13 protein-coding genes and 4 pseudogenes are annotated in these 15654 nt (G+C 70.1%); 5 read left to right on the forward strand and 12 right to left on the reverse strand.

Features of this window, described 5'->3' with window-relative positions; genetic code table 11:
* Positions 1-84: 84 nt before the first annotated feature.
* The 8 genes and pseudogenes from BN1555_RS01130 to BN1555_RS41470 all read right to left on the reverse strand — a co-directional run.
* A complete protein-coding gene (locus tag BN1555_RS01130) occupies positions 85-960 on the reverse strand; it encodes an IS5 family transposase (protein ID WP_093797064.1) in 876 nt (291 codons plus the stop codon).
* Positions 961-1074: 114 nt separating this feature from the next.
* Positions 1075-1842 (reverse strand): transposase, encoded by a 768-nt coding sequence (locus tag BN1555_RS01135; RefSeq protein ID WP_093796984.1) that lies wholly within the window; start codon positions 1840-1842, stop codon positions 1075-1077.
* Positions 1843-1885: 43 nt separating this feature from the next.
* Positions 1886-2671 (reverse strand): class E sortase, encoded by a 786-nt coding sequence (locus tag BN1555_RS01140; RefSeq protein WP_093797066.1) that lies wholly within the window; start codon positions 2669-2671, stop codon positions 1886-1888.
* A gap of 261 nt (positions 2672-2932) precedes the next feature.
* Complete coding sequence (locus BN1555_RS01145; protein WP_093797068.1) at positions 2933-3415, reverse strand: hypothetical protein; 483 nt, start codon at positions 3413-3415, stop codon at positions 2933-2935.
* A gap of 12 nt (positions 3416-3427) precedes the next feature.
* Positions 3428-3793: an ArsR/SmtB family transcription factor gene (locus BN1555_RS01150; RefSeq protein ID WP_093797070.1), complete on the reverse strand. Its 366-nt coding sequence runs from the start codon at positions 3791-3793 to the stop codon at positions 3428-3430.
* Positions 3790-4236: an SRPBCC domain-containing protein gene (locus BN1555_RS01155; protein ID WP_093803085.1), complete on the reverse strand. Its 447-nt coding sequence runs from the start codon at positions 4234-4236 to the stop codon at positions 3790-3792. The genes BN1555_RS01150 and BN1555_RS01155 overlap by 4 nt, the downstream gene beginning before the upstream one ends.
* A 495-nt stretch (positions 4237-4731) precedes the next feature.
* On the reverse strand, positions 4732-5160 hold the full coding sequence (locus tag BN1555_RS41465) for an MmyB family transcriptional regulator (protein ID WP_369688931.1): 429 nt from the start codon (positions 5158-5160) through the stop codon (positions 4732-4734).
* 13 nt (positions 5161-5173) lie between these two features.
* Positions 5174-5536: pseudogene (locus BN1555_RS41470) on the reverse strand (hypothetical protein); the annotation flags it as partial.
* 270 nt (positions 5537-5806) lie between these two features.
* Here BN1555_RS41470 and BN1555_RS01165 point away from each other — a divergent pair.
* Positions 5807-6464: pseudogene (locus BN1555_RS01165) on the forward strand (NAD(P)-dependent oxidoreductase); the annotation flags it as partial.
* A 19-nt stretch (positions 6465-6483) separates the two neighbouring features.
* Here the strand turns inward: BN1555_RS01165 and BN1555_RS01170 are convergent.
* Positions 6484-7692 carry an ABC transporter substrate-binding protein gene (locus BN1555_RS01170; protein WP_093803086.1) on the reverse strand — a complete coding sequence of 403 codons (1209 nt, stop codon included), beginning with the start codon at positions 7690-7692 and terminating at the stop codon, positions 6484-6486.
* Positions 7693-8112: 420 nt separating this feature from the next.
* Here BN1555_RS01170 and BN1555_RS01175 point away from each other — a divergent pair, with 420 nt between their 5' ends.
* Positions 8113-8484 carry a hypothetical protein gene (locus BN1555_RS01175; protein WP_093797072.1) on the forward strand — a complete coding sequence of 124 codons (372 nt, stop codon included), beginning with the start codon at positions 8113-8115 and terminating at the stop codon, positions 8482-8484.
* A gap of 1314 nt (positions 8485-9798) precedes the next feature.
* Positions 9799-11043 carry an MFS transporter gene (locus BN1555_RS01180; RefSeq protein ID WP_255306348.1) on the forward strand — a complete coding sequence of 415 codons (1245 nt, stop codon included), beginning with the start codon at positions 9799-9801 and terminating at the stop codon, positions 11041-11043.
* A 60-nt stretch (positions 11044-11103) separates the two neighbouring features.
* Here BN1555_RS01180 and BN1555_RS01185 read toward each other — a convergent pair whose 3' ends face one another.
* Positions 11104-11937: a sigma factor-like helix-turn-helix DNA-binding protein gene (locus tag BN1555_RS01185; protein WP_255305813.1), complete on the reverse strand. Its 834-nt coding sequence runs from the start codon at positions 11935-11937 to the stop codon at positions 11104-11106.
* 46 nt (positions 11938-11983) lie between these two features.
* Positions 11984-12282: pseudogene (locus tag BN1555_RS39930) on the reverse strand (oxidoreductase); the annotation flags it as partial.
* Between BN1555_RS39930 and BN1555_RS01195 the strand changes: the two are divergent.
* A complete protein-coding gene (locus BN1555_RS01195) occupies positions 12206-12736 on the forward strand; it encodes a hypothetical protein (RefSeq protein WP_255305814.1) in 531 nt (176 codons plus the stop codon). The pseudogene BN1555_RS39930 and the gene BN1555_RS01195 sit on opposite strands and share 77 nt — an antisense overlap.
* A gap of 53 nt (positions 12737-12789) precedes the next feature.
* Here the strand turns inward: BN1555_RS01195 and BN1555_RS01200 are convergent.
* Positions 12790-13859: pseudogene (locus BN1555_RS01200) on the reverse strand (protein kinase family protein).
* A 581-nt stretch (positions 13860-14440) separates the two neighbouring features.
* Here BN1555_RS01200 and BN1555_RS01205 point away from each other — a divergent pair.
* Positions 14441-15340, forward strand: coding sequence for an NAD-dependent protein deacetylase (locus BN1555_RS01205; RefSeq protein ID WP_093797076.1), 900 nt, complete (start codon positions 14441-14443; stop codon positions 15338-15340).
* Positions 15341-15654: the final 314 nt, after the last annotated feature.

Consider the following 15654-nt stretch of genomic DNA (forward strand, 5'->3'; position numbering starts at 1 on the left):
TGCGTTCTCCGCAGCAAGTCCGACCGAATCGCGATGAGTTCCTGACGGCCACGCGCCATCCTGGCCGTTTCGTATGACTGCTGGTCACAGCCACTCGTTGATGGCCGCTACGAGGACGGTAGCTTCGTAGCGGACCGCGAGCTTGTCGTACCTTGTGGCCACGGCGCGGTGCCTTTTGATGCGGTTGATGCCGCACTCGACCGCGTGGCGGGCCTTGTAATCCTCCGGGTCGAACTTCGGCGGACGGCCGCCGCGGGAACCGAGCTTCTTGCGGTTGCGAGCCTGGTCGGCCTTGTCCGGGATGGTGCAGCGGATTCCCCGGCGGCGCAGGTAGGCGCGGTTCTTGCGGGAGGCGTACGCCTTGTCGGCCCGCACGCGGTCGGGGCGGATGCGTGGCCGGCCCGGTCCGGTGCGGGGCACGCGGATCTTCTCCAGTACGGGTTCGAACTGCGGCGAGTCGCCGCGCTGTCCTGCCGTGACCACGATCGACATGGGCTTCTGACCTTGCTCGACGGCCAGGTGCAGCTTGGTGGTGAACCCGCCGCGGGAGCGTCCGAGTCCGTGATCGCGGGGCTCGTCAAAGACGCCGCCCGGTGGTTCCTTTTGCAGGTCGCCCTGCTTGCGGGCCCCGGCTGCATGCTGATGGGCGCGGCAGACCGTGGAGTCGACGCTCAGGTCCCACGTGATCGCACCCTTCGCGTCGGTCAGGGACTGGAGGCGGGTGAGGATCCGGTGCCAGGTGCCGTTCCGCTGCCAGCGACGGAACAGGTCGTAGATCCGGCCCCATGGCCCGTACTCGACGGGCACGTCCCGCCACGGAACACCGGTGCGGACCCGGAACCGTATGCCGTCGATCAGCTGCCGTCGAGGCCAGACGGGAGGCCGCCCTGCCTTCGTAGCCTTCGGCAACAACGGCTCCAACACTACCCACTGCTCGTCCGTGAGATTTCCCCGACCCATGAACCGTGATCATCCACAGCTCAAAATCCGCTTTCGATACACGGCCTAAGGGTTGTCCCGTAAATGATCTTCGAGTCGTCTTGGGTAGGGCTGGTCGCTGTGCGGTCCGTTGGCCTACCCGGCGAGAGCGAGGTTGTGCAGGCGGGCGATGCCGAGCATGGCGTGGTGGACTCCGTCGCCTTTGAGGCGGCAGTCGCGGAGGATCTTCCAGGTCTTCATGCGGGCGAAGACGTGCTCGACGCGGGCGCGGACCTGCTTGTGGGACTTGTTGTGCGCCTGCTTCCACTCCGGTAGTTCTTCGCCTTTGCGCCGGCGGTGTGGCATGACGAGTCCGGTGCCGGGGTAGCCACCGTCGGCGATCGTGAGGGTCTTGCCGACGGCCGCCTTGGCGCCGGATTCCTCCCAGGCTTTGCAGTCGTTGCGGTTTCCGGCAAGCGGTCTTCCCACCGCGACGACCAGGCGGGTGTCGGCGTCGATGACGACCTGATGGTTGGTGGAGTACCGGTAGTTCTTCGACTGCGCGGCGATGGCGTGGTCCCGGGTCGGGACCAGAGTGCCGTCCACGATCAGCACGGTGTCCTTGGCGAACCGCTTGCGGGGCTGGAGCGCGAGCATCGGCCCGAGGTGGTCGATGATGCGGTCGGCCGCCGACTTGGAGACCCCGAACAGCGGGGCGAGCTGGCGCATGGTCAGGTTGGTGCGCCAGTACGCCGCGACCAGCAGGGCCCGGTCCTCCAGCGGAAGGCTCCACGGCCGGCCCTTGCGGACCGCATCCGCACCCTCGCGTCGCAGCACGGTCACCAGCTTCCCGAAACAGCGCGGGCTCAGCCCGGTGAACGGGGCTATCCAAGACGGCTCCGACGCCGTGATCACACCAGCCACACCAAGATCATCTCACCCGTGACCAGCAGTTACGGGACAGGCCTTAGGAGGCGTTCGATGCGTCGCGCTCGGACCTGGAGGAGACCAGGACGCCGACCTTGTCGATGCGGTGCTCGGGGTTACCGCGGTCGTCGCGCCAGAAGTTGCCGGCGGCGTCGTCCTCGGGCGTCGCACAGGTGGAGATCGTGATCATCGCCTTGGTGGGCTTCTTCCCCGGCTCGCCCGGGACCGCGGCCCGCTGCTCGGCCAGGGAGCGCTCCGACCGGAAGGAGGTCTTCCTGGTCTCCGTGATCCGGTACTCGTGCACCATGCCGTCTGCCGCGACGAGGACGGAGTCACCGGTGTCCAGGGCCGGAAGATCGCGCAGCGGCCCGCCTGCGGAGAGCCGGTGCGCCGTGACCAGGTAGTTGCCGACCTCTCCGGGGCCGACGCCGCCCTTGTCCCCGTGCGGGCTGGCCGCGAGGCCCTTGTCCTGGATCCGCGTGCCGGCCCAGTCGTCGGTGGTGCCCTCGTACGGGACGACGCGCAGGTTCTCCAGGCCGATCTCGGGGATGGCGAGCACGGCGGACCGGATGCGCGCGTCGCTCTTCGGAGGCGCAGGCTCGGGCGACGGCGTGACGGCGCCGGCGGACGCGGCGACCGAAGCCGTGGCGGCGCCCGGGGCCGGGGACACTGCGGTCGGGGCGGTCGCCGCGTTCGCGGAGGGGACCTCGGCGGACGCGGCCGCAAACCTGTCGTCGCCGCTCGCCGCGTCGGCCCCGGTGGAGCAGCCGAGCAGCGCGACCATGACGGCGGCGAGTGTCGCGGGGACGGTTCGGTGACTCAGCATGGCATTCCAGGGTGATGGCCAGGCGGTCACACCACGGCGGGCGGCGGAACCTATCGGGCAAAACGACGATAGTCGATCGAATGTTTCCATAACAGGGTTCCCGCACGCGAGAACGGCCATTCACAGAGCACGGGATTGCACGGAATGCGGCAGCAAAAACACCCTGAGTGACGGAAGCCCCCTGGACGAAAGGAGCGGAGGAGCCCGTTGACTCAGGAGGGGGCCTGAGTGGCGAGCGTGACCGGCGCCGTTCGCCGCCTTTCAGGCGCGTACGGGGACCGCGGCACGAAGACCGAGGAGCTGCCGCGTATGCCCGGGTACGTGGTTCTCGGCGAGGCCATTGATAAGGCCCGCCAGCGGAATCGGCTGGTCCAGCACGAGTACATCGTTGGACAGCAGGAGCGACGGCACCAGGACCGAGGCGGCTTCGCCGTGGAGCCGATCGGCGATGTCGCACAGGACGGCGGCCTGGCTCCGGACATGATCAATCAGGTCCGCCCGGCCCGAGTGCTCGGCGATGATCCGGTCAAGATTCCAGGCGTCGAGGCAGATGCGGTTGTCGAAGGCGGGCCGCGAGCCGGCGACGACACCCAGAGCGACCGCTGCGATCGAGGCGTCAACGCTGAGGATGTGAGCCAATACCTGGTCGGCGTTCCAGCCTCCGTCGTCCGTGTCGCCGAGGCCGGGGGTGGCCGCCGCATCGAGCAACCTGTCGTAGGCGGTGCGAAGTACTGCCGTGTCCATGGTGCACTTCCTTCAGTCGGGGCGTTCCGAACCCGCATCCCGCTCGGCTGCCTCAGCGACACGCCTGATGTTCGCCAACCGCCGGTCCCAGTCGGCCGCGAGCGAGGCCATCCACCGCGCCGTCGCATCCAGCGCCGCGGGCCGCACCGAGTACCTCACCTCGCGCCCGACCCGGCTTCCGGAAACCAGGCCGGCGGCGTCCAGGACGGCTAGGTGCTTGACCACCGCCTGCCGCGAGACGGGAAGTCGCCCGGCGAGCGTCGTGGCAGTGGCCTCGCCCTGCGCGGCGAGCAGATCAAGCAGCTGACGTCGCGTCGGATCCGCCAGCGCGCCGAGGACGCTGTCGACGGCCTCGGCGGCGGGACGTTCTTCCGTCACGCGGAGGGCTGTTCGGCACGCGCTTTGAGCGCGTCGAGCTCCAGCGGCCAGCCTTCACTGTGGTCCTTGAGGTTCTGGCTGCGCAGCTCCTCGGATCCGGCCAGCCCCGTGAAGCCACTCTCGATGACACGGAGTCGCGTCCGGTCGCCTTCCCGGGTCAACGTGAACTCCACAAGGGTGCTGTTGTCCTCCCGCAGCTCTTCACCGGGAAAAGCGCTGGTCCAGCGGTAGGCCAGGTACGTCGGCGGCTCGACCTTCTCCACGCGCACCGGGAAGTCGCCGTGCTCGGCGTTCTTCAGCACCATCGACTCCCCCTCCTTGGCCACGGTGCCGGGCAGGCTCGCCTTGTCGGCCACCCAGAACCCGGGCTGCGCCACCAGCGACCAGACCCGCTCCAGGGATGCCGCGATCAGGGTTTCGCGCTCGATCCGGTCCTCGCTCATGAGGGACTCCTTCACCTTCACCATCGGATGCAACTCCAGGGTTGCACATTGGCTTCTGATGCGCAACCCAGGGGTTGCACTACCTGGCGGAGTGTCGCTTCAACCGGGGCGCCCGGGCGGTGCCCGACGGGTCGGGTGACTCCCTGCGGGCAGAACCTTCCGATCGCTGTGGGGCGGGGGGTACGGACGGCGCCCCTGGGCGCGACCGCCATGCCCGTGCCGCCGGTCGTCACCTCGCTGGTCGACACCCGGCCACAGCGGATCAACCCCTCGACGCACGAGGAGCCACGCTCATGAGCAGTACGGCTGACGCAGTCCGCCGCCCGCTCACACTCTTCGGCCCTCGCGGCCGCGCCGCGGACGAACGCTGCGGCTCCCCGCCACGGCCACCACCGTGCGGGCCGCCCAGGTGGCCGTGCGAGGGCCGGTGACCAGGTCCGGCTGCCGCGCGGGCCCGGCATCCTGCGGGGGGTGCCGTCCGGCCGGCGAGGATCCTCAGCCGGTCCCCGGAGGTGGTGCCCGGCTCGGCGGTGCAGCAGACCAGTTCGTACACCGCCCGGCCGGACAGCGGCAGGTCAACGGGGTGGTGGGCCAACTCCGGGCGGCCGACCTCGGGATGCCGCAGCCGCCTACCCCCTCATGGCGGCTGCGTACGTCGTGCGCGGCCCACGTGGTGCGGAACTCGGGGCTGAGCATGGAGAGTCCACCGACGAGTTCGCGCAGCGCCCGGTCGTGAGGCTCTCGGTCCGCCTCGGCACGCAGCAGGGCGACGGTGGCCTTGGCCGCAGCGTCCCGGTCGACGAAGAAATGGTGGGCGCCCGGGGCGAGGGAGTGATGGCGGGCGATGGGGGGCGGCCGTACTGGTCGTGGCGCTGCTGTCGAACAGCGGCGTCTGCAGGGCTCTGGCCGATGCGTTGCGGGCAATGACGTCCATGCGTCCGTTGCGCACGAACGCGGAGGACATCGTGGTGGAGTCGATCAGCTGCTGCACGCCGGGCGGGACCTCGACGTCATTGCGGTGCGACGCCGTGCGGTGGACGGGCCGGGCCGCCCGGGCGAGACCGAAGAAGCAGGTGCGCCCACCCTCGGAAAGCCGCAGTGCCTGGGCGACCGCGGCGAGGACGTCTTCCGACACCCCGCCGACATGGCCCTTCTCCAGGCGTGTGTACCACTCGGTGCCCATCCCGCGAGTACGGCGGCCTCCTGGCGGCGCAGCTCCGGCACCCGGCGCCGGCCACCGGTGGGCACAGCACCACCCGACAGCGGGGCGCTTCGCGGCGCGCTTCCCTGGGAACAGCATCAGGCGGCAGACTCACCCCCCTGCGGCCTCCGTCGTGGTCACGCCCGCCTTGGCCGGAGCACACGATCAGACGAAGGCCGCCCCGACGGTCGGCGAAGGCCCGGGTGAGCGAACCGGTTCATGACGCCGTTCGAGGCCCGAGGCCAAGAAATGAGATCAGGTCGAAGACACCTGTTCAGCCGGTTGACCGGAGGGGCGAGGGCGCCGGGGGCTTGACGCAGATCACGATGCCGATACCCGGACCTTGCCCAGGGGAGCACCAGGCTGCCGTTGTCCGGCCAGCTCACTGTCGCCGTCCTCGGCACAGGGATCACGGGGCCGCGAGGGCCCGCAACCTCGCCCGGGCCGGACACACCGTCCGCGCCTGGAACCGTACCCGTGACAAGGCCGGACCCCTCGCCGCCGACGGCGTGGAGATCACCGGCGCCCCCGCTGAGGCCGTCACGGGCGCCGATGTCGTCCTGACCATGCTGTACGACGGTTCCCGCCGCCCTGGATGTCATGGAGCGGACCGCCGAAGCCCTGCGTCCCGGCACGGCCTGGGTGCAGTCGACCGCCGCCGGCACCGAGGCGGTCGGTCACCTGGCCGGATTCGCCCGCGAACACCGGCTGGTCTTCTTCGACGCCCCGCCCCCGGCACCCGGCAGCCCGCCGAGGCCGGGCAGCTGGCCGTTCCGGCCGCCGGCCCGAGCGAGCACCGCCACGCCGTGGCCCCCGTCTTGGACGCGGCCGGCGAGGTCCTCGCCCTGCCGAAGGCCCTCGGAGTCGACCCGCAGAGCTTCTTCGACACCATCGCGGGCGGCGGGCTCGGCATGCCGTACCTGCGCGCCAAGGCCGGATTCGTCCTGAACGAGACCGGCTGTCCCCGGCGCGGTCCGCCATGGCCACCGCCGCCAAGGACGCCCGCCTGCACCGTCGGGCTGGAGAGGGGTCACGGTCTTGCCGGATCACCCGAGGGGCAGCAACTCGGCGTCGACCGGTAGCTGTTCCTCCTGCCGGCTGTGGACGACTGCCAGCTCGTAGGCGTGGCGGCGGCCCGGCTGCCACTGCCCTGCGGCCAGCCGCACAGCAGCGACGTTGGGAACGGGGCCGGAAGTCCAGTCCAGGGGGCCTGCGATGGTTTCCAGGCGCGTCCTTGCGAGTGCGGCTGCGACCGATGCGGGATCCGCCGGCTCGGCTGCGGTCGCAAGGGCGTGCGCGGCCACTTCGAACAGTGCGTATGCCAGGCCGAGGGGCTGGAGCCACTGCCTGCCCGTCTTCTGCTCGTACGCCTCGGCCAGTCGGGCCGCGCTCATTCCGTCGACGGACGACCGGTACGGATGATTCGGCGTCCAGTACACAAGAGTCGCCACGTTCGCCTGGGCCGGCTCCTCGCCGGCCGAAGGGACGGGCGGGTAGGCCAGCCACCTCGAACACGTGATCAACCGGGGCAGTGCACCCAGTTCCATGGCCTGCCTGCGGAACAGCGCCAGGTCCCTGCCGGTCGCCGCGCTCGTGACGACATCCACCTCCTGGTCCCGGAACGCCGCGAAGTGCCCGCCGAAACCGGCGGCCGGTTCGCGGTAACCGGCCGGGTCGACAAGGCGGTGCCCCCGCGCGCGGGCCGCCGGCAGGAACCCGAGCCCGGCGTGGCGCGACCAGTCGCCCTGCGGACCGTCGTTCCACAGACACCCCACGGCCCGCCCGCTCCCGCCCACCATGTCCCACAGGTCGGCGAAGGTTTCGGCGATGTCGTCGAGGCCCCAGCAGAAGTGGTACGTCCAGCGGAACGGCCTGTCCGCCGACGCTCCGCGCCCGTAGTAGTACACCTGCCACGGGAACGTACTCGACACGCAGGGGACGCTCGCCTCCTCGCACGCGTCGGCGACAGCCGGCAGCACTTCCGTACCCGCCAGCGTCAGCACGATCCCGGCGCCCTCCGCTCCCACCAGTTCCCGCACCGCCTGCCGTGCGCCCTCGGCCGTAGAGCGACTGTCCCGGCTCACCAGGCGCACCTCGTAACCGCGTTCGCCGTTCACGAGTCGTCGCAGCTTCGGCTCCAGCAGCTGCATGACGAACGTCAACGGGTCACCGAGACGAGCGAGCCTGCCCGTACGCGCGATCACCACGCCCACGGTCAGGACCCGGCCCCCGCTTGTACCACTTGTCTCCACCATGACCAGACCCGCGCTTCCCTCGACTGGGACACCCCCGCCGGACATCCCGGCTGAACAACTCATCCGCGCGCCGAACGTCACGCTGCCCCCGCTGCTCCCCCGGCACATGACCCGGACCAGGGCAGCAAGAGCCCGGAACCCTCCCGCCACGCGCCGGGAACCCGCACCGCCGGCGATCCGGTCGGGGAAGGCCGGACGGCCGTCCGGTGCCGCATCCGAGCGGTTTCCGCCTTTCACTGCCGGACGGGAACGCCGAAGTCAACCGGCGCGGAACACAAGATCAGATCGGAGTACCCGATCAATCGCTTAAGTAATGATTTCACCCCTGCGGGTCCACAACGGCGAGTGGCCCAACCATTGCTCTCTGCAATGATGTTGGACGTAGTCAGGACATCGGTTGCTGTGAAAGGAATGAGAAATATGAGTACATTGCAGCGTATTGCCGTGGTGATGGGGGCGACGGGTCTGATTCTGGCGACCCCTCTCGGCGTAGCGGCGGCCCATACCGGTGACGGCGACGCCGGTACGGGCGGTGTGCTGTCGAACCTGTCCGGCAGGAACTCCTCGGGGCACGCCAACCTCTGTGGCACCGGCAAGGTGGCGCTCTTCAAGGAGCGCACCTGCGTGGCTCACGACGGGAACAAGGCCGGCGGCGGGGATTACGCGGGCCCCAGCGGGGGCGTTCTTTCCAACCTGCTGTTCGCCCGCAATGCTTCGGGCCACAGCAACAACTGCGGCAACGAGACGGTCTCGGCCTTCAGCAGGACCACCTGCGTCACCGTCGACCGGTGAGGGCCGGCCAAGCAACAGAGCCGGCGTTCCGGAAGTAATCGGACGGTGTTCCTTGGCCGCGTGAACCGCGCGAGGAACACCGCCCCGTTCCAGCGCAGGAACCGTCGCTGCCCACTTGTTCAAGGGGGCGGATCCGATGGTGTCGGCCTGCACCCGGATCAGCTCGGTCGGAGCTGCGACGAAGGGCTGGGCGGCACTGCCGTCGGACATCGTGGCGGCGGCCTGCTCAAGACACTCGTACGCGGCGGGCAACCTGCAAAATGCCGGGCACGCCGACGTCCTGGGGTTGCCGCAACAACCCACTCCACAGAAGTCGCGCCAGAACCGACTCGGGTTCCGGCGCGACTTCTGTGGTCGGTGACAGTGAGTACCGACGCAGGGGTCCAGGTGCAGGGACGGATACAAGCGAACGCCGGGATCCGGTCGCGGGGAATCCCGGGGCTGGTTCCCGGCGTGCTCGCGCATGCGCGAGAATGCTTGACATGACTATGTGAAGAGCACCGGGCGAGCGTCGATGCTGGCTGAAGGTGAGCACCTGGGACACGGTCGCCGATGGGGATCGGAGAGTCTGTGCCGCCTGCGGGACAACTGTTCGTGCGTACCAGTACCGCTTCCATCCTCCCGAGTCCCCCCTGTTCGAGCGATGCATCGGGTTCACGTGGTGTGCCGGCTGCCGGATTTACTCCGGCGCGATGGTTCATGTTTCCCGGGATCGGCTTCTCGTCGATGTTTTGGCATCTCTGCCCCGGCACCGGCGGGAGAGGCTGGAGCGTGGCGAAGCGGCCCTGGTCGCGTACGTGGACAGCCGGCTCTCGGGGGGTTCGGGACCGCTCGGCTCTTGATGCCCTGCCGGTTCCGCTGTACGACGAGTGGGAGTTGGCCCCGACGAGCCGGCCGACTGCGCATCGACACCACGCCACGGCCTGGGGCGTTTCCGGACATCTTGTGCGGGGACACCGGACCGTGAGCGCGTACCGGCGAAACTTGAGTGGCGCGAGTCACTTCGGCCGTCCGCCCAGGCATCCGTCGTCTTTCCCGCCTGGCCGCCGAGGGCTAGTGTGCGGGTGCAGCCAGTGACCCATGAGGAGCCAAGACATGCCCGGTCGTCCGAGCGCGCGTTGACGTTGCAGGCCGTGATCGGCCTGTCATCGCGTGCTGCCTTGATGGTGCGGCACAGCGAGCCCTCCCCTGCCTGAATCGCAGGCGCACCTGGTGTGCGCCGGGTGACGGGCCTCGTCGTCGGCAATCCAAGGGATCTTCGTGCCGCCCACTTCCTCCGCCGCACCCGATTCCAGTCGGTCTTTTCCGCCACGTCTGTGGCGGGGTCGCGACTTCCGCAGACTCTGGGTGGGTCAGACGGCCTCCCAACTCGGCGAACACACCACCCTGATCGTTCTTCCGCTCTTCGCCGTCCTGACGCTCAACACCGGCGCCGGCCAGTTGGGTCTCCTCCGCGCGGTGGGGCAGGCACCGCTCCTGTTGCTCCCGCTCTTCGTCGGCGCGTGGGTGGACCGGTGGCGGACCCGCACGGTGATGGTGGTGACGGACGCAGGCCGGGCCCTGACACTGGGCGCCGCTGCCGTGGCCGGTCTCCTCGGCTGGCTCGGTCCGCCCGCGCTGCTCGTGGTCGCCTTCGTCGTCGGGGCACTGTCCGTGTTCTTCGACGTGGCTTATCAGGCTTCTCTCGTACGGCTGGTGGGACGCGGCCGGTTGCTGCAGGGCAACAGCGCGCTCGAGGCCAGCCGGTCCGCGGCGCAGATCGGCGGGCCCGCCCTCGGCGGCGCGTTGGTGTCACTGCTGTCGGCACCGATCGCAGCTGCCTCCAGTGCGTTGCTCTTCGCCTTGTCGTTCCTGTCGATCCGGCGGATCCGGCGGACCGAATCGATCCCGGAACGCTCGGAACGTCCTCCGCGGGTATGGCGGCGGATCCGTGAGGGCCTCCGCTTTGTGGTCGGTGATACCTCGCTGCGGACCGTGTGCCTCGCCTCGGCCGCCTTCCAGTTCTCCCTCGCGGCCATGATGACCGTCTATCTGCTCTTCCTGACGCGGGAACTGCACTTGTCCGGCACCACCGTCGGGCTGGCGCTCGCGGCGACGGGGCCGGGCGCGCTGCTGGCCGCTCGTATGCCGAGCCGGTTCGGTTACGGCCCGGTGCTCGTGTCCGCGGCGGCACTCGGCGACGGCGTGTTCCTGTGCGTGCCCGCGCTGCACGGCTCCTCCGCGGTGACGGTTCCCGCGCTCCTGGTGATCAACTTCGTGTTCGGAACCGCCGGCCAGTTGGTGAATGTCACGGTCATGGCGGTGCGGCAGGCCGCCACTCCGGACGGCATGCAAGGCCGCGCGGCCGCGACGATCACGTTTGTCGGCATGGGGACGGCTCCGCTCGGCTCCCTGCTAGGCGGGTTTCTCGCGATGGAGTGGGGGCTGCGCACCAGCCTCCTGGTGACGGCCGCGGGCATGATGTCGTCCCCGGTGGTGATGGCCTTGTCCCCGCTCGCCCGCCTGGGACGGGTCCTTCCGGCTCTCGCGGGACGCGCCGGCGGCCCACGGTCTTCCTGACTCCCCCGAGGCCGGCCGCCGTGACACCGGTGCACCCTCCGTCGGCCCAGTGGACGCGCGTCACTCGGGTTCGCCGGACTCGGCTGCGTGGGGTTCTCGGGCGAAGGTGACGGCCAGAGCGTCTGCCGAGCGGCCGCTGACGGCCGCCAAGCGGTCCAGGTGGGGCCTGTTGCGTTCTTGTGCGATCGATGGCCGGTCCCCGGGGACCCGAACCGCATGGCCGAGTCCGGTTCGGAAGACCGACGGGCTTCGGCCCCGCGCTGCTGTGCAGTGCGGGGCCGAAGGGGCGCCGTCCGAGACCGCGGTCGCGTCGTCGGTGAGCAGCGCCACCAGCCGTTCGGTGCGCCCCGACGCGGCGGCGGCGAGGAACTCCTCGACGACCCGGCGCGCTGACGTGGGATCGGCCTCGCCGCCGCGGCGGCGCTCGGCGGCGACCCGGCGCCGGGCCCGGTGGACATGCTGCTGGCTCGCGGACTCGGTGATGTCGAGGATCCCGGCGATCTCGGCGCGGCTGTACGAGAAGGCCTCGCGCAGGACGTAGACGGCCCGCTCGACCGGCGAGAGGCGCTCCATGAGGATCAGTACGGCCAAGGCCACCGATTCGCGCTGCTCGAAGGTGTCGGCAGGGCCGAGCACCGGATCGCCCTCGAGGAGTGGCTCGGGCAGCCAGTCACCGGCAGCTCGCTCGTGGCGCGCCTGTGCCGAGCGGAGCCGGTCGAGACGGAGATTGGTGACGCCTTTGGTCAGCCACGCTTCCGGCACCTCGAGCCGTTCCCGGTCTGCGGCCTGCCAGCGCAGGAACGTGTCCTGCACGGCGTCCTCGGCGTCGGTGGCCGGGCCGAGAAGACGGTACGCGAGTGAGGCCAGCCGACCGGCCGGCCTCGAACCGACCAATGGCTGCACTGTCCATGCGGAACAGCCTGTGCGGCGGCCCCGCACCGGCCAGGTCAGGCGCGGTGGCCGGGCGGCGCTTGCGCTTCGGCATGCCGAAGGCCGGGTGGGCGACGCCCCACCCGGTCCCCTTGAGCACGCCCGACTTGAGCCGCGCGGCGGTCCGGCCGCCCAGGTAACGGGACTTCGGCCGGGCGCCCCGTCCACCGTCTGAAAGACCGCGCCCCGCCGCCCGAGGCCGATGTGGTTGCCGTGGTGGTACTTCAGCCCGGTGGCCGGGACCTCGCCGCCCGTCAGGCGCGCGTTGACCGCGGCGGTCGCCCGCGGGGCGGTGAAGCCGGCCGAGGCGATGGGTCCCGAGCTGCTGGAGCGGATCACCGCGCGGCGCGCGGAACTGGACGAACTCGAAGAACAGCCGGCCAAGCAGCCGGCGGAGGTGCGGGCCGAGCGAGACGGACTCGCTGTCTCCGAAGGGGTCCTTGAGCGGGTGAGCGAACGGACCGCTGACGAGCGCGTTCCGGCCTCGTCGGTGCCCGCACAGGTGAGTGGACGGGTTGTACTGCTGATCCCGCACCGCACGCCGGACGTAGAGGAGACCGTGCTCCCGCCGGGCTGCCAGCGCATTCTCGCCGTCGTGCAGCAGGCCGCCGGATCGGTCACGGTCCGGCAGGTCGGCGAGACGCTGGGAGTGGAGACCTCCGGGCGGGTCAAGCCGGAACTGCTGCACGGGAAGCTGGTCGGACTCGTCGACCGTGGCCGGCTGTGGAAGCCACCCGAGGGCCGGTTCACCATCCGCCTGTGACCGGCTGCCGCCGGTCACGTAGTTCCCCACACAAGTTCAAACCCGTCGACGCCTCAGGCAAGGGACGGGCTGCCCTGCTGCCCTGGCCGACGGATCGATGCCAGCGGATGAGGAGTTGCTCGGCCCTCCTGCTGGAATGCGCGGTAGAAGCCGCCCATCACCGCGGCGACCGGCGCGTAACGGGCAAGGAGTGCCGCGACCGACGCCGGCACCGCCTCGGGCGACACTCCTTGGGCGCAGGTGTGCACGAACGCTTTACGTTCTTCCGGCTCGTATCCGTACAGAGCCACGGCCAGCCAGTTCACCAGGTGCGTGATGGTGTGGCACTGGTCGTAGGTACGGTGCTGGTCGAAGAAGTCGGCCTCATCTTGTGTGAGTTCGAAGCGGGTGGAGAACGCGAGGCCGTAGTCGGCGAAGAAGAGCTGCCGGCCGTCGGTCAGGATGTTCTCGAAGTGGGCGTCGAAGTGAAGCAGCCTGCGGGCGTTCATGAACGAGATGCCGGCTTCCAGCTCGCTGTCCACCAGGGCGCAGGCCCGCTCGGCGGCCTCGTCACCGGATCCGATATGGACACCCAACCGGTCGTGCGGGTTCTGCGGGATGTACCCCAGGAACAGCATGAGGCTCGCCGTGGACTGCTGGAGAGCTTCGATCCGACGGCGTATCCCGGATCCGCCTCCCCAGTAGGCGACAGCCCGGTCCATATCGGCCAGTTCCTCGGGAAGTGGTCGGCCGGAGTCTGGTGTCGTCCGCCAGTGGTACATCAGGGGAAAGCCCCCGTAGCCTCCCGCGACCACCCAGTTCGTCGTCATGGTGTGCACGGCCAGCTCCCGCCGGGCGCCGAATCCCGGGCTGCCGACGGTGCCGATGCCGTAGTGGCAGAAGACGGGAGCCCGAACAGATTCGCGGTGGAGTGAACATGCTCCGGTCGTCGCTCCAGATCGGTCAGCCGTACCTGCTTGACGAAGACCGGGGTTTCCTCGACCTTCAGCAGGACCGCCTTCCCGCCGATACCCGACCCGAGCGGTGTGCCTGCGTCCACGAATTCGCGCAGCTCGTGGACGCCGCGCGGCGCCGGCGATGTGGAAACGGCGCCGCGGGCGGCCAGACGAGCACCGCGGGACATGTCAGGGCTCTTCACCCGTGCCTCCAGCCGTGCCCCGCCTCTTGTGCGACGGCTTCAGCACACCGGACGGGAGCTTGAAACCACCCTCCCACGTCGGAGCCGGTGCGGTGTGGCGTAACCGAAGTCCTCCGGCGGCAGTCGAAGCCGTGTGACGATGACCGAAGAGTACGCCGAGGACTCCCGCGCGCTTGTTCACCCGTGCCGTCTGCCGCTGTCCACGGGCGCTGTCCACCACCTCGCCGGTCTGCTGCGACGGTATCCATGGCATCAGCGGTAAGACGAACACGTACCACGCCATGGAATAGGCCGCGTGCGGGTGACGCGCCCGCGCAGCCCGCGCAGCCCCCGCAGCCGGAGCGACTGCCGATGCGGGAGCACCACGGCGAGTGCGACAAGATGCTGTACGAGGGAAGCACCTGCACCTCATCGAACGGCTGGGGGCGCCATCGGAGCGGGAGAATCCCCTCCTGGGACGACCTCCCGCCCCTCCCCCGCTGCGGATCGCGCACGGCAGCATCCCGAGCCGATGACGCCATCCACGGCGGAAACGGGTGGTGGGGCCTGTTCCGTACCCTGGTGGCATGCGCATGCGCCCCACTCTGAACTGGACCCCCGCCGAGGACCTGCCGCCGGCCACCACGGATCTGGAGCCGGTCGCCGATGCGCTGAGCACCGGCGGTGTGCTGGTGCTCAGCGGTGCGGGCATCTCCACGGAGTCGGGCATCCCCGACTACCGGGGCGAGGGCGGGAGCCTGAGCCGGCACACCCCGATGACCTACCAGGACTTCACCACCAGCGCCCGGGCCCGGCGCCGGTACTGGGCGCGCAGCCACCTCGGATGGCGCACCTTCGGCCGCGCCCGGCCCAACGCCGGGCACCGCGCCGTGGCCGCGTTCGGGCGGCACGGCTTGCTCTCGGGTGTGATCACCCAGAACGTCGACGGCCTGCACCAGGCTGCCGGCAGTGAGGGCGCCGTAGAACTCCACGGAAGCCTTGACCGGGTCGTCTGCCTTTCCTGCGGCGCCTTCAGTCCGCGCCGTGACCTCGCCCGGCGGCTGGAGGAGGCCAATGCGGGCTTCGCGCCGGCGGCCGCCGGAATCAACCCGGACGGTGACGCCGACCTCACCGACGAACAGGTCGGGGACTTCCGCGTGGTGCCCTGCACGCTCTGCGGCGGCATCCTCAAACCGGACGTGGTGTTCTTCGGCGAAGCCGTTCCGCCGCGGCGGGTCGAGCACTGCCGCGAGCTGGTCCGTGAGGCGGCCTCGCTGCTGGTCCTGGGCTCCTCGCTGACGGTCATGTCCGGGCTCCGGTTCGTCCGCCAGGCGGCCCAGGCCGGAAAGCCGGTGCTGATCATCAACCGGGACCCCACACGGGGCGACCAGCACGCCCTCACCCGCATCGCGCTCCCCCTGGGAACAGCCCTCACCACCGTGGCCGGCCGACTGGACATCCCCACCGACGGCCGGGCGAGGGCCTGAGCGAGTCGCAACGGTGGGCGGCGCCGGCATTAACGGCTGCGGCGGCGCCAGCTCGTACCAGGTGACCAGGTGACCAGGTGACCAGGTGACCAGGGCCCGCCAGTACGGCGCGGCAGCGGTCGTACGGCTCGTAAGCAGTTCGGCGGCCGTCGATCCGGAGGGCGTCGAGGGCGAGGAGGAAACCCGTCTTCTGCTGCGCTTCGCCGCTCTGCGCGAGCTGGTGATGGCCGCGGAGGGGGAAATCCCAGGTGATCGGCGCCGAGCGGCAGGACCGGCGGCGTGGCACGGGCCGGCGTGCCGGTTCGGCGTACTAC

Source organism: Streptomyces sp. Wb2n-11, from assembly GCF_001049855.1.
In the GTDB taxonomy this organism is placed as follows: Bacteria; Actinomycetota; Actinomycetes; order Streptomycetales; family Streptomycetaceae; genus Streptomyces; species Streptomyces altiplanensis.